Annotated in this window: 19 protein-coding genes and 1 pseudogene; 13 read left to right on the top strand and 7 right to left on the bottom strand. The window is 62.2% G+C overall.

Translation table 11 applies throughout. From position 1 onward, the window contains the following. Positions 1-54 precede the first annotated feature (54 nt). The 4 genes and pseudogenes from AC1D0I_RS20235 to AC1D0I_RS20250 all read left to right on the top strand — a co-directional run. The gene (locus tag AC1D0I_RS20235) at positions 55-1,659 is read left to right on the top strand and encodes a zinc-binding metallopeptidase family protein (RefSeq protein ID WP_477397242.1); all 1,605 of its coding nucleotides are present in this window, start codon (positions 55-57) and stop codon (positions 1,657-1,659) included. Between the two features lie 22 nt (positions 1,660-1,681). After that, entirely contained in the window at positions 1,682-2,614 is a 933-nt protein-coding gene (locus AC1D0I_RS20240; RefSeq protein ID WP_477397244.1) for a dimethylarginine dimethylaminohydrolase family protein, read from the top strand. Positions 2,615-2,890: 276 nt separating this feature from the next. Next, positions 2,891-4,330 carry an FAD-binding oxidoreductase gene (locus tag AC1D0I_RS20245; protein ID WP_477397246.1) on the top strand — a complete coding sequence of 480 codons (1,440 nt, stop codon included), beginning with the start codon at positions 2,891-2,893 and terminating at the stop codon, positions 4,328-4,330. A 15-nt stretch (positions 4,331-4,345) separates the two neighbouring features. After that, a pseudogene (locus AC1D0I_RS20250) lies at positions 4,346-4,474 on the top strand (dimethylarginine dimethylaminohydrolase family protein); the annotation flags it as partial. A 77-nt stretch (positions 4,475-4,551) separates the two neighbouring features. On the opposite strand, the gene AC1D0I_RS20255 reads toward AC1D0I_RS20250, so the two are convergent. Further along, the gene (locus AC1D0I_RS20255) at positions 4,552-5,229 is read right to left on the bottom strand and encodes a hypothetical protein (protein ID WP_477397248.1); all 678 of its coding nucleotides are present in this window, start codon (positions 5,227-5,229) and stop codon (positions 4,552-4,554) included. Here AC1D0I_RS20255 and AC1D0I_RS20260 point away from each other — a divergent pair. The 3 genes from AC1D0I_RS20260 (at position 5,163) to AC1D0I_RS20270 (ending at position 8,584) form a co-directional block, all read left to right on the top strand. Further along, positions 5,163-7,316 carry a transglycosylase domain-containing protein gene (locus AC1D0I_RS20260; protein ID WP_477397250.1) on the top strand — a complete coding sequence of 718 codons (2,154 nt, stop codon included), beginning with the start codon at positions 5,163-5,165 and terminating at the stop codon, positions 7,314-7,316. The genes AC1D0I_RS20255 and AC1D0I_RS20260 overlap by 67 nt on opposite strands. A gap of 121 nt (positions 7,317-7,437) precedes the next feature. After that, positions 7,438-8,022, top strand: a complete 585-nt coding sequence (locus tag AC1D0I_RS20265) for a DUF1214 domain-containing protein (RefSeq protein ID WP_477397252.1) — start codon at positions 7,438-7,440, stop codon at positions 8,020-8,022. After that, positions 8,015-8,584: a DUF1254 domain-containing protein gene (locus AC1D0I_RS20270; protein ID WP_457152626.1), complete on the top strand. Its 570-nt coding sequence runs from the start codon at positions 8,015-8,017 to the stop codon at positions 8,582-8,584. Before AC1D0I_RS20265 ends, AC1D0I_RS20270 begins: the two co-directional genes overlap by 8 nt. Here AC1D0I_RS20270 and AC1D0I_RS20275 read toward each other — a convergent pair. Beyond that, on the bottom strand, positions 8,581-8,769 hold the full coding sequence (locus tag AC1D0I_RS20275) for a hypothetical protein (protein ID WP_246461176.1): 189 nt from the start codon (positions 8,767-8,769) through the stop codon (positions 8,581-8,583). The genes AC1D0I_RS20270 and AC1D0I_RS20275 overlap by 4 nt on opposite strands. A 210-nt stretch (positions 8,770-8,979) precedes the next feature. On the opposite strand from AC1D0I_RS20275, the gene AC1D0I_RS20280 reads away from it, so the two are divergent. Then, complete coding sequence (locus tag AC1D0I_RS20280) at positions 8,980-10,041, top strand: hypothetical protein (RefSeq protein ID WP_477397254.1); 1,062 nt, start codon at positions 8,980-8,982, stop codon at positions 10,039-10,041. On the opposite strand, the gene AC1D0I_RS20285 is transcribed toward AC1D0I_RS20280, so the two are convergent. The 3 genes from AC1D0I_RS20285 to AC1D0I_RS20295 all read right to left on the bottom strand — a co-directional run bounded on the left by AC1D0I_RS20285 (position 10,019) and on the right by AC1D0I_RS20295 (position 12,956). Next, positions 10,019-10,366, bottom strand: coding sequence for a DUF1491 family protein (locus AC1D0I_RS20285; RefSeq protein WP_477397255.1), 348 nt, complete (start codon positions 10,364-10,366; stop codon positions 10,019-10,021). The two genes, AC1D0I_RS20280 and AC1D0I_RS20285, sit on opposite strands and share 23 nt — an antisense overlap. Positions 10,367-10,435: 69 nt before the next feature. Continuing rightward, on the bottom strand, positions 10,436-11,248 hold the full coding sequence (locus tag AC1D0I_RS20290) for a peptidoglycan-binding domain-containing protein (protein ID WP_477397257.1): 813 nt from the start codon (positions 11,246-11,248) through the stop codon (positions 10,436-10,438). Next, complete coding sequence (locus AC1D0I_RS20295; RefSeq protein WP_477397259.1) at positions 11,223-12,956, bottom strand: sensor histidine kinase; 1,734 nt, start codon at positions 12,954-12,956, stop codon at positions 11,223-11,225. Before AC1D0I_RS20295 ends, AC1D0I_RS20290 begins: the two co-directional genes overlap by 26 nt. Before the next feature lie 535 nt (positions 12,957-13,491). Between AC1D0I_RS20295 and AC1D0I_RS20300 the strand changes: the two genes are divergently transcribed. Both AC1D0I_RS20300 and AC1D0I_RS20305 read left to right on the top strand, forming a co-directional pair. Further along, positions 13,492-13,857, top strand: a complete 366-nt coding sequence (locus AC1D0I_RS20300; protein WP_477397261.1) for a DUF5330 domain-containing protein — start codon at positions 13,492-13,494, stop codon at positions 13,855-13,857. 100 nt (positions 13,858-13,957) lie between these two features. Next, entirely contained in the window at positions 13,958-14,386 is a 429-nt protein-coding gene (locus AC1D0I_RS20305; RefSeq protein WP_457152632.1) for a SufE family protein, read from the top strand. A 145-nt stretch (positions 14,387-14,531) separates the two neighbouring features. Here AC1D0I_RS20305 and AC1D0I_RS20310 read toward each other — a convergent pair whose 3' ends face one another. Together AC1D0I_RS20310 and AC1D0I_RS20315 are read right to left on the bottom strand one after the other, a co-directional pair. Beyond that, positions 14,532-14,957 (bottom strand): Ros/MucR family transcriptional regulator, encoded by a 426-nt coding sequence (locus AC1D0I_RS20310; RefSeq protein WP_095089970.1) that lies wholly within the window; start codon positions 14,955-14,957, stop codon positions 14,532-14,534. A gap of 449 nt (positions 14,958-15,406) precedes the next feature. Then, entirely contained in the window at positions 15,407-15,775 is a 369-nt protein-coding gene (locus AC1D0I_RS20315; protein WP_477397270.1) for an SH3 domain-containing protein, read from the bottom strand. Between the two features lie 150 nt (positions 15,776-15,925). Between AC1D0I_RS20315 and AC1D0I_RS20320 the strand changes: the two genes are divergently transcribed. The 3 genes from AC1D0I_RS20320 to AC1D0I_RS20330 form a co-directional block, all read left to right on the top strand. After that, on the top strand, positions 15,926-18,049 hold the full coding sequence (locus AC1D0I_RS20320) for a S9 family peptidase (RefSeq protein ID WP_477397263.1): 2,124 nt from the start codon (positions 15,926-15,928) through the stop codon (positions 18,047-18,049). Next, positions 18,046-18,672, top strand: coding sequence for a LysE family translocator (locus AC1D0I_RS20325; RefSeq protein ID WP_477397265.1), 627 nt, complete (start codon positions 18,046-18,048; stop codon positions 18,670-18,672). Before AC1D0I_RS20320 ends, AC1D0I_RS20325 begins: the two co-directional genes overlap by 4 nt. A 151-nt stretch (positions 18,673-18,823) precedes the next feature. After that, positions 18,824-19,082, top strand: a 259-nt coding sequence (locus AC1D0I_RS20330) for an SET domain-containing protein-lysine N-methyltransferase (RefSeq protein ID WP_477397267.1), incomplete at its 3' end; no start/stop codon positions are given.

Here is a 19,082-nt window from a genome sequence, read left to right on the forward strand (position 1 = left end):
CCGGGAAAACATATCACTTTCTAGCGAACCGCTTCACTGCTTTCTTCTCGTCTCATGGAGGAACCCGTGGCCACCTCGGCGCAAACAACCGCCCTTGCCTGTCTCGACGACATCCAGCCGTTGCTGTCGGCGTGGACGCGGACCATTTTCGACTTCGGCGAGACCGCATGGCGCGAGTATCAATCTGCCGCCTGGTACGTGGAGCGGCTGAGGCGCGAAGGCTTTTCCGTCGAAGAGGGTTCCGGCGGCATGCCCACCGCCTTCTGTGCCCATTGGACCAACGGTCCCGGCCCGACCATCGGCATGTACGCCGAATACGACGCGGTGCCGGGCAATTGCCAGGATGCCGCCACCGTCAAGCGTCCGCGCCCAGGCCTCTCCGAACATGCCGGGGGTCATACCGACCCGCATTCCGGGCTGGGCATTTCGGGCCTTGGCGGGCTGCTGGCGACCAAGGCGGCGATGCAGCGCCACGGCATTCCAGGCACACTGCGCTTCACCGGCGAGCCGGCGGAAAAGGTGCGCGGGTCAAAGCCGATCCATGCCGCCAAGGGCTATTATGACGGCCTTGCCGGCATGATCTCCTTCCATCCGTTCTACATGCTGCCGCTCTGCAACACGGCGCGCTGGGACACGCATTGCGGTGCGGCCTACGCCATGATCTATCGCTTCATCTGCGACCAACCGGAGCGCTGGGCGAGCGCGGCGGGCGGCGCGGCGCCCATTCCGCAGGCGCATTCGGCGGTGCGCGCGCCCGGCGCCAACGACGCGCTCATGATGATGTACATGGCGTCCAAGGCGCTGCGCGATTCCATGCTGCCGCACCAGGGCGGCTGGTCGATCAGCGAGGCGATCCTCACCGCCGGCCAGGCGACCGCCGACAACCTGCCGGCCGAGCTGGCCGAAATCCAGTACATGATCCGCGTGCCGACGCTGGCGATGGCCGAACAGGTCACCGCCGTGCTCGACCGCAATGCCGAGGCCGCTGCCGCCGTGAGCGGCTGCCGCCACGAGCGGCATTGGGTGTCGAAGTCGCGGCCCGGGCTGGCCAATCACGCCATGGCGGAAATCGCCTATGAATCGCTGTCGACCGTCGGGCCGCCGCGCTGGGACGAGGACGCCAAGGCAATCGCGCGCGACATGCAGGTCAATGCCGGGCGCATGGCGAGCGACGAGCCGTTCATCGAAGAACTTGAGCGCCTGATCGAGCCGCAGGCGGCGGAAGCGATCCTGCGCCGCGATCTGCCGCCCTCGCAGGTGAATTCGACCTCCGACGATTACACCGACATGAGCTGGCATGCGCCAACGGCGCGCTTCTATGTCGCCCGCCCGGCGCTGCGCTCGGAAACCGGCTACCCCTATCCGTCATGGGTGATGAACGCTCTGGGTGGCATTCCCGCCACCATCGACCCGATGGTCGTCTGCGCATCGAAGACCATTGCGCTCGCCGGCCTTCGGCTGCTGGAAGACCAGGCCGCCCGCGATTCGGCGATGAATGAATTCATCGCGCGCACAGGCGGAGGAATCGGCGGCTCGAACTGGATCGCGCCGCTCTGCGACTACGAACCGCCGATTGGATTTCGGTGGCCGGAGTATGTCACCACCCCGCGCGGACGAGACTGGTGGATACCGGGCAACCAGCCCAAGTCAAACGCATGATCAAAGCACGAGGAGAAACCCCATGACCGTTCATGACCGCATCGTCGCCGAGCCGTTTTCACTGCAGCGCCGCAACCCGGCCGGCGGCACCAAGCCGCTGACTGCCTGGGGCTTTGCCAACGAGACCGATGTCTTGACCGACGTGCTGCTCGGCTCGCCCAATTTCCTGCGCCACCTGTCGACCAGCTCGCTGTCGCGCAAGCATCTGCGCGAGGCGCCTTGCAACATCCAGATCGCGCAGGCGCAGCACAAGGACCTTGTCGCCGCCTATGAGCATTTCGGCGTCAACATCCACTGGCACGAGCCGACACCGGAACTGCCGATGCAGGTCTATTCCCGCGATTCCAGTGTCATGACGCCTTACGGCGCCTTCATCACCGCAATGGCCAACTGGTGGCGGCGCGGCGAGAACTACGCGGCGATCCGCACCTACGAAAAACTTGGCATCCCAATCTACGACATGGTCACAGCGGGCACGTTCGAGGGTGGCGACTTCAACGTCATCGAAGAGGGCGTCGTATTGATCGGCTGCGGCGGCGCCCGCACACAGGAAGAAGGCGCGCGGCAGGTGCAGGCCTGGTTCGACAAGGAAGGCTGGGAAACCCGCATCGCCTTCATCGACGAGTACTATGTCCATATCGACCTGATGGTGGTGCCGATCGCCGAGAAACTGACGGCCGTCTGCCTCGCCTGCACCGAACCCGGCATCGTCGACTGGCTGAAGGGCAAGGGTCACGAGATTATCGACGTGCCGTTCCAGGATACGATGGCGCTCGGCTGCAACTTCATGTCGCTGGGCAAGGACCGGGTGATCGCGCCGACCTCCAGCCAGGCGCTGATCGGCCAGCTCAAGGCACGCGGTTTCGAGGTCGCGGCGGTCGACATGAGCGAGATCTCGAAGACCGGCGGCGGCATCCACTGCATGGCGCAAGCGCTGAAGCGCGAACCGGCCTGAGGAGTGGAATAGCGCTGCGCTGCTTCGTTCACATTCGCATCAGCATGATTGGCATCCTGCCGGCCGAGGATGCAAGGTTGGGCGTGAAAACCGGCTGAGATCGCCGGCTGGCAGAAGCATGTGCCCAAGCCAATGCAATCACTACATCAGCTGCGGACGCCCACTTGGGCGCCGCGACGGTGGCCAATGCGAAACTTGCACGATATCTAATATAAGCGCACAGTAAAAATGTTTTTTGGGGAGGGGGACGGCTCATCTGCAAATCGGGAGGAAACCATGAACACCATGAGCCTCACCACGCTTGAACGCGGCAAAACGACAATCGACGCCGCTGCCTTGGAAGCATTTTCGGCACAATTGTGCGGCACAGTGCTGAGCGAAGGCGATGCCGCTTACGACGAAGCACGGACTGTCTGGAATGCCACGGTCGACCGACGGCCTGGGCTGATCGTGTGCTGCGTGGGCGCTTCCGACGTCATCAGTGCCGTGAATCTCGCCAGGGAGAACAGACTTCTCGTCTCCGTGCGCGGCGGCGGCCACAACATTGCCGGAAGTGCGGTCTGCGATGGTGGCCTGGTGATTGATCTGTCGTTGATGAAGTCGGTGCGGGTCGATGTCGCTGCGCGGCGGGCATGGGTCGGGCCTGGCGCGACGCTTGCCGATGTCGACAAGGAAACGCAGGCCTTCGGCCTGGCGGTGCCGACCGGCATCAACTCGACCACCGGCATATCCGGCCTGACACTGGGTGGCGGCTTCGGCTGGATAACCCGCAAATTCGGCCTGACCATCGACAATCTTGCCTCTGCGGATGTGGTCACCGCCGACGGCAAACTGCTCCGGGCCAGCCAGACCGAAAATCCGGACTTGTTCTGGGCGCTGCGAGGCGGCGGCGGCAATTTCGGCGTCGTCACGGCATTCGAGTTCCAGCTCCATGAGCTTGGACCGCAGGTGCTGGCGGGGCTTGTCGTCCATCCCTTCGCCGATGCCGAAAAGGTACTGCAGGAGTATCGCAAGGCGCTCGAAACCGCTCCTGACGAGTTGACCTGCTGGGTGGTCATGCGGCAGGCGCCGCCGCTGCCCTTCCTGCCGGCCGAATGGCATGGCAAGGAGGTGCTGGTTCTGGCCATGTGCTATTGCGGCGACATCGCCGCAGGCGAAAAGGCGACGCATAAGCTTCGAGCCATCGGCACGCCGATTGCCGATGTCGTCGGCCCCAGCCCGTTCACCGGCTGGCAGCAAGCATTCGACCCGCTACTTGCGCCCGGCGCCCGCAACTACTGGAAGAGCCATGACTTCACCGAGTTTTCCGAGGAGGCGGCTGCGGTCGTCACGGGGGCAATAGCCAAGCTGCCGGGACCCGAATGCGAGATATTTGTCGGCCATGTCGGCGGCGCGGCAGGTCGCGTCAAGGCGGATGCTACGGCGTTTCCACAGCGCAGTTCGCATTTCGTCATGAACGTTCACGCCCGCTGGCGCGAACCGGCGATGGACAAGGCCTGCACCGACTGGGCTCGTGCGATCTACGAGGCGGCCAAGCCTTATGCGGCCGGCACCGTCTATGTGAACTTCATGCCGGAGGACGAGGTTGACCGGGTCGAAGCGGCCTATGGTGGCAACCATCGGCGGCTTCTGGAAATCAAGCAGCGCTACGACCCACTGAACCTGTTCCGCATGAACCAGAATTTGCGCCCGAAAGAGAACCTGCGGGCCGCTTGAAGCGTTCAATCGCAGATCGCTTTGACGTCGAGCCAGACGCTGACCTGCCAGTTCGAGGCACACCGTTTCGAACTGGCGATCCTCGACATGAGCGAGATCTCAAAGACCGGCGGCGGCATCCACTGCATGGCGCAGGCGCTGTAGGGCGAGCCGGCCTGAGGCGGCAGCGGTTGGCTGGGCGCCAACTATCCCGCGTTGACTGACAAAATCGGCGCGCGGCTTTACGCTGCGCCTGTCATCTCAGCGTATCGTCTGAGCCCCATCCCGGCAAAAAAGATGACCATCAGGATGGTGAAGGCGATGAGCAGGCCGATGCGAAAGAACTTCGCAAGCGGCGAGATCTTGACGTTTGCAAGCTGCTTGAACGGAACGCCCCTCGGTTTCGTCGCCGCCAGGCCAAGCCAGAAAATGCAGGCGATGACAAAGAGCACACCAATATAAGAATCCATCCAGTCCGGCACTCTCATAAACCCGAAATTGAACGCGAATGCTCGGCTTACGGACAGGAACAGCAAGGAGGATATGGAGCAGATAAAAAACAGGCGTTTCATGCTACTTTCTTTCGCTGCAATTTTTAGCTCACCAAACATATAATTTGCCTTGATTGAAGGAACGTTATGTCTGCTTGCCTTCAACAATTTACCTTTCTCTGGGCGCGCGACAGAGTTGCCTTTCACGCTGCCCCCTGCCCTTGCGCCAACAAACCTTGCATCTGTGTCCTCGCCGCCCTTGTGAGCGTCCACAAAATGGATGAATAGTCGGGACAGGGCGCCGCCCTGAAATTGCCGGTTTGCGGTTTTCAGGTCACGCCACAGCCGAGCCGGATTTCCGAATGGCCAGTCCTGAACCGCACAAGAGAAGAGGTCCGATCGCAGCCCGGCTGCTGGCGCTCGATGCATGGCTCGATTCCTCGCTCTATGAGATCGGTTTCAAGGCGCGCCAGTTCTGGGAAGCCGCGACGATCTTCTCCCGGCGCTTCCGCGTCAACGGCTGGCGCCGCGGCATCATTGAACTGTTGAGCGAAGGTTTTACGCTGGGCGCCGGTGGCATAGTGGTGATGCTGGCGCTGGCCGTTCCGGCATTCCAGGATACGGCTGGCGACTGGCGCGCCCAGGGCGACTTCGCCGTCACCTTCCTCGACCGCTACGGCAACGAGATCGGCCAGCGCGGCATCATCCAGCGCGATTCGGTGCCGGTCGACGAGATGCCCGATCACGTCATCAAGGCGGTGCTCGCCACCGAGGATCGCCGCTTCTTCGATCATTACGGCATCGACGTGCTTGGCCTTTCACGCGCCATCTTCGAGAATGTGCGGGCGAACTCCGTCGTCCAGGGCGGCTCGAGCATAACCCAGCAGCTGGCCAAGAACCTGTTCCTCACCAACGAGCGCACCCTGGAGCGCAAGATCAAGGAAGCCTTCCTGTCGCTGTGGCTCGAGGCCAATCTGTCGAAGAAGGAAATCCTGCAGCTCTATCTCGACCGCGCCTATATGGGCGGCGGCACGTTCGGCATCGAGGCGGCCGCTGACTTCTATTTCGGCAAGAGCGTCAAGGACCTGAACCTCGCCGAAGCGGCGATGCTGGCCGGCCTGTTCAAGGCGCCGACGAAATATGCGCCGCACATCAATCTGCCGGCGGCGCGCGCGCGCGCCAACGTGGTGTTGTCCAACCTTGTCGATTCCGGTTTCATGACCGAGGGTCAGGTGCTGCAGGCAAGGCTGCACCCTGCCGATGTCGTCGATCGCGGCGAACAGAAAAGCCCGGATTATTACCTCGACTGGGCGTTCGACGAGGTCAAGAAGATCGCCAAGCCAGGCCAGCACTCGCTGGTGGCCCACACCACCTTCGACGCCAACATCCAGAAGGCGGCGGAAGAATCGGTGGAGTTCCACCTGCGCCAGTTCGGCAAGGAGTATAACGTCACCGAGGGCGCTGTCGTCGTCATCGAGACCAACGGCGCCGTCAGAGCCATCGTCGGTGGCCGCGACTATGGCGCCAGCCAGTTCAACCGCGCCACCAAGGCGCTGCGCCAGACCGGCTCGTCGTTCAAGCCCTATGTCTATGCAACGGCGATGGAGCACGGCTTCACGCCCGACTCCATCATTTCCGGCGGCCCGATCAGCTGGGGCACCTGGTCACCGCACAATTACAGCGGCGAATCGGCCGGCCGGATCACACTGATCATGGCGATGGCCAAGTCGATCAACACCGTGCCGGTGCGACTGGCCAAGGACTATCTCGGCATCCCGCCGATCAAGGCAATGGCCGAGGCGATGGGGGTGGAATCGCCGCTCGAATCGCACAAGACGATGGTGCTCGGCACCTCGGGCATGACGGTGATGGATCAGGCGACGGGCTACAGCGTGTTCGCCCAGAACGGCTTCGTCGGCTCCCGGCACGGCATCACGCAGCTCGTCACCCGCACCGGCGAGGTGGCCTACGACTTCGCCAAGGATGCGCCGCCGCCGCACCGGGTGTTGTCCGAGCAGGCGCTCAAATCCATGAACACCATGCTGGCGGCGGTGCCGGTGATGGGCACGGCGCGCCGCGCGCAAATTCCGAACATAGTCGTTGCCGGCAAGACCGGCACGACGCAATCCTACCGTGACGCCTGGTTTGTCGGCTTCACCGGCAACTACACGGCGGCCGTGTGGCTGGGTAACGACGATTTCACGCCAACCAAGAACATGACAGGCGGCTCGCTGCCGGCAATGGTTTGGCAGCGTCTCATGGTCTATGCCCATCAAAACATCGACCTCAAGCCGATCCCCGGCATCGACAAGCCTTTTGTCGATGAAGAGATCGCGGCCAAGGCCGGGGAAGCGCAGAAGAAGAGCGACGACCAGGCGGCAGCCGATGCCGCGGCCGAACGGCCGCCGGTGTTGTCCAGCCGGACCACGCAGACGTTGAGGGACATGACCAAGCAGTTCCAGTCAGCGCCGGCCCTCGCCGCGCCTCAACCGCCGGAAAAGCTGTCGGCACTGTGATTCTTTTCGACTGGGTGGGTGTTTGCGACTGGCTTGGGCGGGCAAATCCATCGGCCCGCTTGCCACGGGACCCCGCACCGCGATATCCCCGAGCGGCAACTCTTCGTGTCCCCGGCCCTTCATGCTCAAGAATGCACTCCTGACGCTGCTTTCGCTTGTCATAGCCATCGGCGGCGGTGGCGGCAGCGTCTGGTATGCGCTGAAAGCCCAGGATGGTGTCGGCGCCATCCGGATCGGCCAATGGACGGCCTTTCCCGATATTGGCACGCCAGCCGCCGACCCCTATTCGAAGGCCCGCGTGGCGCGCGAGGGCGTACTTGCGCTCGGCCGTGCCGAAGGGCTGTCCTTCGTCGCCGAGCGCGACGCTGGCGGCAGCGAACTCAAGCGCGAATGCACCTACACGATCGAGGGTGGATTTCCGACGGCACGGTTCTGGACGCTCTATGCCGCCGATCAGTCGCTCGGCGTGGTCGAAACCGGCAAATCACGGCTTGCGGCGCTGCAATCCTATGGGGTGGTACGACAACCCGACAATTCGGTCATCATTTCCGCCAGCGATCACCCCATGCCGGGCAACTGGCTGCTGACCGGCGGCTTCGGCAGAATGTATTTCGTGCTGACATTCTACGACACGCCGATCGCCAGCAGCACCGGCCTGTCGGACGTTTCGCTGCCGCGGATCCTGAAGGTCGGCTGCAATGCGTAGCTCTTATGCGGCGATGCGCAAGCTTCTGCATGCCGTCCTGCTCGGCCTGGTCGGCGCCGGCATCGTGCACATCGTCGTGCTGCTCCTGGTGCCTGAATTTTCCGAACGAGACGCCTGGTCGCGGCTGTCCATGACCTCGGACCTCTACAGGATGACCCGTCTCGATGCGGAGGCCGGTGGCGCGCCAGTGGTGAAGTCCGTCGACCCGTTGTTCTACGCGACGGCGTGCCGGTTCGATTTGGGCGAAGGAGTGGTTCGCATCAAGGCGCCGGGACATGTGCCGTTCTGGTCGGTGTCGGTCTATGACCGCAGCGGCCACAACATCTATTCCTTCAACGACCACACCGCCAACGACGGCGTGCTGGATGCCGTCGTGCTGACACCGGCGCAGATGATCGACGTTCGCAAGGACCTTCCCGAGGACCTTCAGGGAGCAATCTTCGTCGAGGCGCCGATCGAGGAAGGCATCTTCGTCATCCGCACCTTCGTGCCCGATGACAGCTGGAAGCCGATCGTATCAAGCTTCCTCGAAAAGAGTTCCTGCGAGCTGCAGGACTTCTAGTGGTGAGGAACCGGCTTCGTCCCTGGCGATCCCGGCTTGTCGGGATCGACCGGCCGCACTTCGCCGGCATGTGACCGCTCGTAGCGGATGCCGGGGAAGATGATCACCGCCGCCGGAATTTCGGCGGGTTGCTTTGTCCGATTGCTTGGTGCCGTACGCGGCACGAAAGACAGTACCATGCCCATGATTCGCGCATTCCTCTCGGTTTCCCCGGAGCACAACGCAACGCCTCCAAATGTCATTAAGAACGGCAGAGGGTTAACGGAGCGCTAACGGATCGTCGCTAACTTGATCTTTGTCTCGAGGTCAGGGCGTTCTGACCCGCGGCAAACGCGAAACCGACACAGTCCCGGTCGAGCGTGGTCGAGTTTGTGTCGAGTGCGGGCGTATCCTTCGTGTCATCTTCCGACTTCAGGCAAATCGCGATACGGACGGACTCGGGCAAAGCTGAAAGGCTGTTCCGCGCCGCGGTGTCGGCGTTCTGCTCGCTCACCCGCCCGTCACGCCGCGAGATCGGCCAGCTCGAAGACCTGACGCTGCCGCTGTTCGACAATGTGTCCGTCGAATCGCGCCGCTACGTGGCGGCCGCCCTGTCCGAATGCGAATATGCCCCCGCCGCCTTGGTGCGCCGTCTTTGCGAGGAGCCGGTCGACATTGCCGCGCCGCTGCTCATCCGCTCCCGCGCGGTCAGTGACATCGACCTCATCGCGCTGATCGGGCGGCACGGCCTGCCGCATGCACGCGCCATTGCGCGGCGCAAGGACTTGAACCCGACCATCGCCGACCTGATCAGGGCGCTTGAAAGACCAACCCTGGTACGCGTGCGGGAGCCGGACGCGAACGGCATCGCCGCGGACAGGGCCGTGACGGCCACGGCGGACAAGATTGCACCGATGAGCACGGATGCCGTCTCGGAAGAGCCCGCCAGAGAACGGGCGGCCGGCATTGCCGCTGAAAACGCACGGCGCAGGCTGCGCACCATGATGCGCACCGGCGACGAAGCCGGGGCGACGACCACCGATCCGTTCACGGGCGCGGATGCCTATGTCAAACTGCGCGAGACGGCGCTGACGGGAAACGCGGCGTTCTTCCAAACCGCGCTCGCCGACGCACTGGATATCGATTTCTCGATCGCGCGATCGCTCACCGGCAACCAGAATTATGCCTCGCTGCTTGCAGCACTGCGCTCTCTCGACCTCAGCGAGGACCGGGCATTCCTGATCACGGTTGCGGTCTATCCCAGCCAATTCCCGCATCCGCAGGCCATCCGCGCCTTCCTCGACCGCTACCGCCTGCTGCATCGCGATGCGGCTCAGGACAAGGTGCGGCTCTGGAAGGCGGAGACCCTTTCAAGAGCGGTTCGCGATGCGGCACCGGCAAACAGCGATAACCGGACGGGATCGAACAGCGACGATGCGGCGGCTTCGTCCGGCCTCAGGGCGACTTCACGGAAATAAGCTCCTCGACGGAGACGGCACCGGCCTCGATCTCGACCACCCAGATGTCGGGATCGAATTTCTTTTCCCGTTCCAGCCGTGCTTCGAGCACGGCGGCATCATCGCCGGCGCCGAGAAGGCTGAAGAAGCGATCGTCGGGCTTCGCCGAATCGTAGCTTGTCTGCGGTGCCGGCCCGAACAGGGCAATGTCTCCAGACCTGCCACGCGCCAGCACGAACACAGCGCCGGCTTCGGTTGCGCCGCGCTTGACCACGGCGGCAAATCCGCCGGCGCCGAAAACCCGGCGCAACAGGGCCGAGACCCACAGATCCGATGTGACGCGCATGAGAAGCTCCAGAAAGCGTACGGGCTATCTATCGATATTTCCGCCGCTCCGCGAGCCGTCGTTTCAGCCCTAGTTGGTCAGGCCGATCTCGCGCATCTTGACGTACACGAGTTCATCGGGCTCGCCGGTCTGGGGCAGCCCGAACAGTGACTGGAATTCCTTGATCGCCGCCTTGGTGCGCGTGCCGACGACGCCGTCGAGCTGCATGTCGTCATTGCCGAATGCCTTGAGCCCGGCCTGGATCTTGACGATGCGGGCATCGGGTGCCTGCGTCGGCGCATTCGCCAAGTCGGCATTCGCCTGCCCGGAATTGGTCTGCCCAGAATTTGTCTGCAACGACACCGGAACGGCGGCCGGCGTATCCGGACGCGGCTGCGGTCTCGGTATGACCGCCGCTGTTTTCGGCGTCGCGCCCAATTGGTCCAGCAGAAGCGCGTCGATCTCGCCGGACGCGTTGAGCCCGACCTTCTGCTGATAGGCCTGAATGGCCTTGCGCGTGTTGGGCCCGGAAATGCCATCGACCGTTCCGGAATAGAAATCGAGATCCTTCAATATGCCCTGCACCTGCTCGACCACCGGATCGCCCTTGATCGGTGCCGGCGTGCCGGATGGCCGCACGATGTTGAACGTCGTCTCCGGTTCGTCGGACGCCGTATGCCGGAAGCCCTCCATGCTGCGGGTCGCGAAGAACGCGCCGGCATGCGGGAAAGGCTGGTACCACAAGGCATTGGCGGAAACGTAGAACAGCGTCACCAGGAATGCCGTCGACCCGCCGACCAGGACGGGATTGCGCGAGATCGCGCCGCCGACGGCGACGGCGCCGTCCTGAAAGGCGTTGCTGCGGCGCTTGACCGCCTTAGGCCGTTTTGCGGAGCGAGCCATTTCTGTCCCCTTTCGCCATGGCCACCGGCATCGTCAGCACTCCGGCCTTCTCCGCCTGGTGTCCCTTCGGTCCGTTCACCGGCAGGCTGATGGTCACCGTGGTGCCCTCGCCCGGCATGCTTTCGATGGACATCGTGCCTTCGTGCAGGGCCACCAGGCCCTTGACCAGCGAAAGGCCGAGGCCAGTCCCCTCGAACCGGCGGGTATAGTCGTTCTGGATCTGCGTGAAGGGCTTGCCGAGGTTGGCAAAATCCTCCTCGGCGATGCCGATGCCGGTGTCCCTGACCCAGAAGTGCAGGCGCGAACCGATCCGCTTGGCGCCGACGACCACATCGCCACCATCGGGGGTGAACTTGATCGCATTGGAGACAAGGTTGATGAGCATCTGCTGCACGGCACGCCGGTCAGCATTGATGTCGCCGGCGTCCGGCGCGATCTGCGTCTGCAGATCGATATTCTTAGCCTGCGCCTGCAGCCGCAGCATGGACTGGCACATGTCGACCGCTTCCGCGAACCGGAACGGCTCCGGCTCGGTCGCATAGACGCCCGACTCGATCCTGGACACGTCGAGTATCGAGGTCACGACGGCCAGCAGATGCTGGCCCGAATCCCTCACCAGGCCGACATACTCCTTCTGGCGCGGATCCTTGAAGGCGCCGAACATCTCGTGCAGCAGCATGTCCGAGAAACCGATGATGGCATTCAACGGCGTGCGCAGTTCGTGGCTGACCACCGCCAGGAAGCGTCCCTTGGCGACTTCGGCCGAGGCCGCCGCCTCATTGGCCGCAGCGAGATTTTCGCGCAGCCGGGCCACGTCGTCGTTCTCGCGCAGGACAAGCGTGAAGACGTCGCCCTGTTCTTCACCTCGCACCAGATCGAGTGAGAACGGCCGGTAATTGTCGGCCGCCTGTCCATTGCCGTTCTGAGGCAGCCTGATGCGCAATTCGAGCCGGCGCGACAACGCGCCGTCGCGCATGTCGGCCAAGGCGCTGAGATAGCAGACGCGATCCGACAGATGGACGCGATCGAAGAAGCCGTTTCCGGACAGCAGCTCGGGCGGCAGCTTCAACAGCGTGCGCGCCTTTGCCGAAGCGTCCAGAACCTCGCCATGGCGGGCGACGCGCAAGACCACCGCATCTATGATGTCTTCAAGACGGTCTGCCGTGTCGGTGACGTCGGCCGCACCGGTCGTGTTTTGAAACGCCGACGCGCGCGGAATCAATGTGAGGGCCCAGGCCAACGGCACCAGCCAGTGCCACGCGGCAATCTGTGTTCCGGCGAACGGCAACAGAATTCCTGCCAGAGGCTGCGCCAGGATGGCCACAGCGGCCGACACGGCTCCCCACAATGCCGCACGCCGCGAGGCGCCGATCCACCAAGCTTCGAACGGCAGCGCCACAACGAGCATGGCGACGGGAGAGCCCAGGCCACCGGCGGCGGCGATGAGACCGCCGAGCGCAATGCCGGCCGTCGCCAGAGCGACCTGAGCAGCGATGGCCATCTTGCCGGTCGCCGCCACCAGCAGGGCGACGAACCAGCACAGGCCAAAGGCCGCGAAGATGGCGGCCACGGTGACGGCGGCGCCCATGCCCGACGTGACCAGCGTGACCGCGGCGCCGGCGGCAAAAAAGGGAGCCGCCAGCATGACGCCGATGAAGCGGCGCTGGCGCTCGCGGTCGTTCTGCCCAAGGATGGACGGGTGCACCATACGTTCGCAACCAGCCGCCATCGCGCCAGGCAATTCAACGTATCTGGCCTTGATCGAACTCAACTCAACGCACCCGTACTCGTCGTGGACAGCTCTGCTTTTGCAGATTGTTTTGGTTGACTCAGAAACTCGCATCGAGCGTTTAAGGAATGGATAAGGCAGCGCCGACCAAGGCCCGGCCTGCGGCAAATATCGGGATGCCGGCAGCCGAAAGCCCGGGCAAATGCAGCCATAGTAAACGGAGGGTTATCCGACGCCCACGCCCAAGGGGTGTATCCACGCGACGCCTGGACTCCCGGGTTTCACGAAAAACGCATTCAAGACAAATAGATAGATGGTTATCCGGCGTTAAGGAAAATCGTTCGGATTTGAAACAAACTGTTTGCACAACGGTTCGTTTCGGATTTGCCTAAAATTTGCGGAAAATTCTCGGCGAACCTGCAAGCCGTCCTTTGCGCCTGTGTGCCAACATCCTGCCTACAAAAGAGGTCATGCCATATGGATGCATGATCCGGTCACGACGAGAGGCAAGGGAATGGTCTTCCTGATAAGAATGGCTTTCTGGTTCTCGCTGGTGCTGCTGGCGCTGCCACTGACTGTCGGTCCCGACGAATCGGGCCGCGAGAGCGTCGGGCCGATCCAGGCCCTGTTTGCGGCGCGTGAAGCGGTTGGTGACATCGCCGGCATTTGCGAACGCAAACCCGACGTCTGCGAAACCGGCAAGTCGGCCATGCACACCATCACCGCCCGTGCCAAGGAGACCGCCAAGATCGCGGCCGCGATGCTGGACGACAAGTCCACCGCTGGCCCTGACACGTCGACGACGACCGGCAGCGTGCCGGAGGAAATCGTCTTGCCCCAAACGGTCAATTTGCCAGTCAACCTACCGGTCCAGAATTAAGCCGTCCCGACGGCGCACCGCGGGCTGTCTGCCCTCTCGACGCCCGCGGTGTCCTTGTTTTTTCCGTGACGTGGCGCCGCCGCGTGACTATATCCGAACTATGACGACGACGATCCAGACGATCCGCGACGACTTCTCGTTCCTCGAGGAATGGGAAGACCGCTATCGTTACGTCATCGACCTCGGCGAGGCGCTGCCGCCATTTCCGGACGATGAGCGCAACGCCGCCAACAAGGTGCCGGGCTGCGTCAGCCAGGTCTGGCTGACCACCGAACGCGGACCGGGAGCCGATCCGGTCATCACCTTCACCGGCGATTCGGACGCCCATATCGTGCGCGGGCTGGTCGCGATCATGCTGGCACTGTTTTCAGGCAGGACCGCCAGCGAGATCCAGAAGACCGACGCGGAAGGAACGTTGAAAGAGCTCGGCCTCGACGAACATCTGTCGCCCCAGCGCGCCAACGGCCTTCGCTCCATGGTCAAGCGCATCAAGCGCGACGCCGAGGCGGCGCTGAAGCAGACCGCCTGACAGCCGGAGCGGTTCATCGTTCCACGGAGCGTAGAAGCGCTCTACTTCGTCATCTTGACGCAATTCCGGATGGAAAACCCTTTCACACAAAATCAAACGGCGCCCGAAGGCGCCGTTGATGTCGATCAGATCTGGCGAGCAGCGATTACCGCGCCTTGCGCTTGCGGCCGAGACCCATCTTCTTGGCAAGCTGGGACCGCGCAGCAGCATAGTTGGGTGCAACCATCGGATAGCTCGGGTCGAGGTTCCACTTTTCGCGGTACTGATCCGGCGTCAGGTCGTAGTGGGTCATCAGATGACGCTTCAGCGACTTGAACTTCTTGCCGTCTTCAAGGCAAACGATGTAGTCGTCATGAACCGAGCGCTTCGGGTTGACTGCCGGCTTTTGCTTGTCGGCAGGCGGCTGTTCGGCAGTTCCACCCACGCGCCCGAGCGCGGCATGGACATCGGATATCAGGTTCGGCAATTCGCCGACCGGCACGGGATTGTTGCTGACATAGGCGGCCACCACATCGGCGGTCAATTCGATCAGCGCATCGCTGTTTCTGGAAGGTGTTTCGACAATATCCATGGTCATCAGGCCCCAACAAGAGTTACATCAGTGTGCGCCCTTTTTTTCAGGCAGGGCATCGCGCGAATTTTTATGCAGGTAGAGCTTCTGCGATTCGTGTCGCGTGCACATCAATGACCCTGCTGACCAAGTAAGTCAATTCGAACTTTGCGCTATATTGAACAATGTTGATCAATTGTTCCCGGATTAGCTTCAACCTTTCGTGCATTTTGTAATTTTTCGATATTTCGCCCGCCAACCAGCAACCGCTGACGCTACGTCAGTTCGTCGTTACATTCGCGATAACTCACAAAGCAGGTTTCAATGCTTGATTTTGCTTGGCAATCGCACGGGCAAGCTTGGTTGCCCATACCTGTCCACAAAACCACAGGTTGCCGCATGTCCTGCGCAAGCAACCAGGCGACATGCCGGTCATGCGAACTGCCTCGGATCAGTTGCCGCAAGGTCAGTCAATGCGGCGTGATGTATTTGCCATAGGCCCAACCTGTGACGAAGTTGCCGTTCTGGGCCGGGTCATGCCAGACTTCGCACCAGCGATAGCGAACCGTCCGTTCCTGCTTCCACGCCGGCTGATTGGCGATGTCGAGCAGGTTTATCCCGCCGGTGCATCGTCCGGTCATCTGCAGAACGGTTCCGTTCGGATACGCCGCCTGTTTCTGGGATGTGCCCGAAGGGTATTTGCGCACATTGAGCGTGTCACCGAACGGCACATTGGCCACTTGCCAAGCCGCGAATACGGTCGCATGAGACTGGCCGGCAAAAGTCAGAGTTAGCGAAGCAACGGCGAAAGCTGCCGCAATCCGAGCATATATATTCATCATCTCTCCTCCCGGCCCATCATCTGGAGCCGACACGACCCGTAAGCTGCGGCTCTTGAACCCGACCTGATCGGCGTGTTCATTCGCTATTCAAGATAGTTCCCCATTCAAGATGCTTCCCCATTCAAGATATCGGCAAAGCGAGACGCAATGACCAGCACTTCCGCATTTCCGCACGTCAGCCCGCCAGCGCCCGAGAAACGGCCGGTTTCCGACACGCATCACGGCATCACGCGAACCGACGACTATGCCTGGCTGCGGGCCGACAACTGGCAGGAGATGTTCCGTGATCCGTCATTGCTCGATGCAGGGATCCGCGCCGAGCTCGAGGCCGAGAACGCCTATCAGTCGAAACTGATGGCCGACACAGCCGAGTTGCAGAAGCAGCTTTTCAAGGAAATGAAGGGCCGCATCAAGGAAGACGATTCCTCCGTACCGATGAAGGACGGACCCTATGCCTATGGCTCATCCTTCAAGCTTGGCGGCGAGCAGCCGCGTTATTTCCGCATGCCGCGCGACGGCGGCTCCGAGCAGATCCTGCTTGATGGCGATGCGGAGGCGGCGGGCAAGGCCTATTTCCGTCTTGGCGGCGTCGATCATTCGGCCGACCACCGCAAGCTCTTGTGGGCATTCGACGACAAGGGCTCCGAATTCTACACGCTTCGCGTGCGCGACCTTGACGATGGCAAGGAGATCGCCGACCGGATTCCCGACACGGGCGGTTCAGGCGTCTGGAACGCCGGCGATGACGGCTTCTTCTACACGCGTCTCGATCCCAACCACCGCCCGTCCAAGGTGCTGTTCCATGCGCTTGGGCAAAGCCCTGAGAGCGACCGGCTGATCTATGAGGAAAGCGATCCCGGTTTCTTCATGAATGTCGACGGCACGCGCAACAACGAATGGATCATGATCGGCATCAACGATCACGAGACCTCGGAATACCGCCTGATGCCCGCCAGCGACCCGTTTGCGGAACCGAAGCTGGTTTCACCACGCGAGACCGGCCTTCAATATGATCTGGAAGAAGGCGGCGACATCTTCTTCATCCTGACCAATGCCGATGGCGCCAAGGATTTCAAGATCATGACCGCGCCGGCGAGCGATCCGGTGCGCGCCAACTGGCAGGAACTGGTGCCGCATGAACCTGGCCGGCTGATCCTGTCGGTGATCGGCTTCAAAGACCACATGGTCCGGCTCGAACGCTGGGAAGGCCTGCCGCGCATCGTCGTGCGCGACCGCAGCAGCGGCGAGGAGCATCTTTTGTCCCTCGACGAGGAGGCCTTCTCGCTCGGCCTGTCGGGCTCCTATGAATACGATACCGAGATCATGCGCTTTTCCTATTCGTCGATGACGACGCCGGCCCAAGTGTTCGATTACAATATGCGCACGCGCGAGCGGGTGCTGCTCAAGACCCAGGAAGTGCCCTCCGGCCATGACCAGGATCACTACGTCACCAGGCGGCTGATGGCGCCCGCCGCCGATGGCGAACTGGTGCCGATCTCGCTTCTCCACCACCGCGACACGCCGCTGGATGGATCCGCACCTTGCCTGCTTTACGGCTACGGCTCCTATGGCATCACGGTGCCTGCCGCATTCAACACCAACTGGTTCTCATTGGTCGACCGCGGCTTTGTCTTTGCCATCGCTCATGTCCGTGGCGGCAAGGACAAGGGCTATGGCTGGTACGATGACGGCAAGCGGGCGCACAAGATGAATACGTTCACGGATTTCATCGCCTGTGCGCGCCACCTCGTTGCCGAGCGCTACACGACGCATGACCGCATCGTTGCGCAAGGCGGCTCGGCCGGCGGCATGCTGATGGGCGCCATCGCCAACATGGCGCCGGAGTGTTTTGGCGGCATCGTCGCCGAGGTGCCCTTCGTCGACGTGCTCACCACGATGCTCGACGCCAGCCTGCCGCTGACGCCGCCGGAATGGCCGGAATGGGGCAACCCGATCGCGTCCGCCGACGACTATCGAACCATCGCCGCCTACTCGCCCTATGACAATGTCGCCGCGCTCGACTATCCGCCAATCCTGGCGCTGGCCGGCCTCACCGATCCGCGCGTCACCTATTGGGAACCGGCCAAATGGGTGGCACGGCTGCGCGACCGCAAGACCGGCGACAATCCCGTGCTGTTCAAGATCAACATGGATTCGGGCCACGCCGGCGCTTCCGGCCGGTTTTCGCGACTGGAGGAGATCGCCTATACTTATTCCTTCGCACTGAAGGTGATGGGCAAGGCGCAGCTTACAGGAGAGATTCGCCAATGATCGATCTGTCAACATTGACAGCCTACATCGCGGTTGTGCTCGGCTTTGTCTTCATTCCAGGTCCAGCCACCCTCCTTACTGTCGCGCGGGCAACGAGTTCCGGAACGAAGGTGGGCATAGCGACCGGTGCCGGGATCGCAGCCGGCGACGTGTTTCACACGGTCATGGCCATGGTCGGCATATCGGCGATCATCGCCACGTCGGCGGCGCTGTTCAGCATCGTAAAGTACATTGGCGCCGCCTATCTCGTTTATCTCGGCATTCGGGCGATCATCGAGAAAATGCCGGCCAACCCGGCTGCCGGCGCGCTTGCCATCTCCGCCGGCAAGGCGTTTCGACAGGCTATCCTGACCGAAGTGCTCAACCCCAAGACCGCGCTTTTCTTCCTTGCGTTCCTGCCCCAGTTCGTGCGGCCTGAAAATGGGTCGGTGATGCTTCAGTTGACCGCACTGGGGGTCATCTTCGTCATGCTGGGTCTTCTCAGCACGGTCGTCTTTGCCGTGAGCGCCGGTCGGCTTGGCACTTTCCTGCGCCGAAATCCGAGGGTGCTCAAGTGGCAAGGCAAGATTGTCGGCGGCATCTACTGTGCTTTGGGCGTCCGTCTGGCCTTGCAGCAACGCTGAGGCTGCGGACACGACGTTCACTTTTGGGTTCAGCGATCATGACTTTTTGAATTCCGCATCGCTCATTTCCCCTCGCAATTGCGATGGTCGCGCGCTACCCAAGGCACGACTTTCCCGGGCGACGAAGCCCGCACTCGCACAAGGGTCCATTATGCTGCTCGTCGACGTCTATCTCGACAAATCGCCGATCCAGGGCATCGGCGTTTTTGCCAAGCACCACATCCCCAAGGGCACGCTGATCTGGAAGCTCGACCCCCGCTTCGACAGGATCATCGACGTCGAGACCTATGAGGGCGAGACCGGGCCGGTGAAGAATTATCTCGATCGCTATTCCTACCCGGACCGGCGTGATCCGTCTTACATCGTCTTCGAAGCCGATGACGCCCGCTACATGAACCATGACGATGAGC

It is taken from the genome of Mesorhizobium sp. P2_D1 (assembly GCF_056404455.1).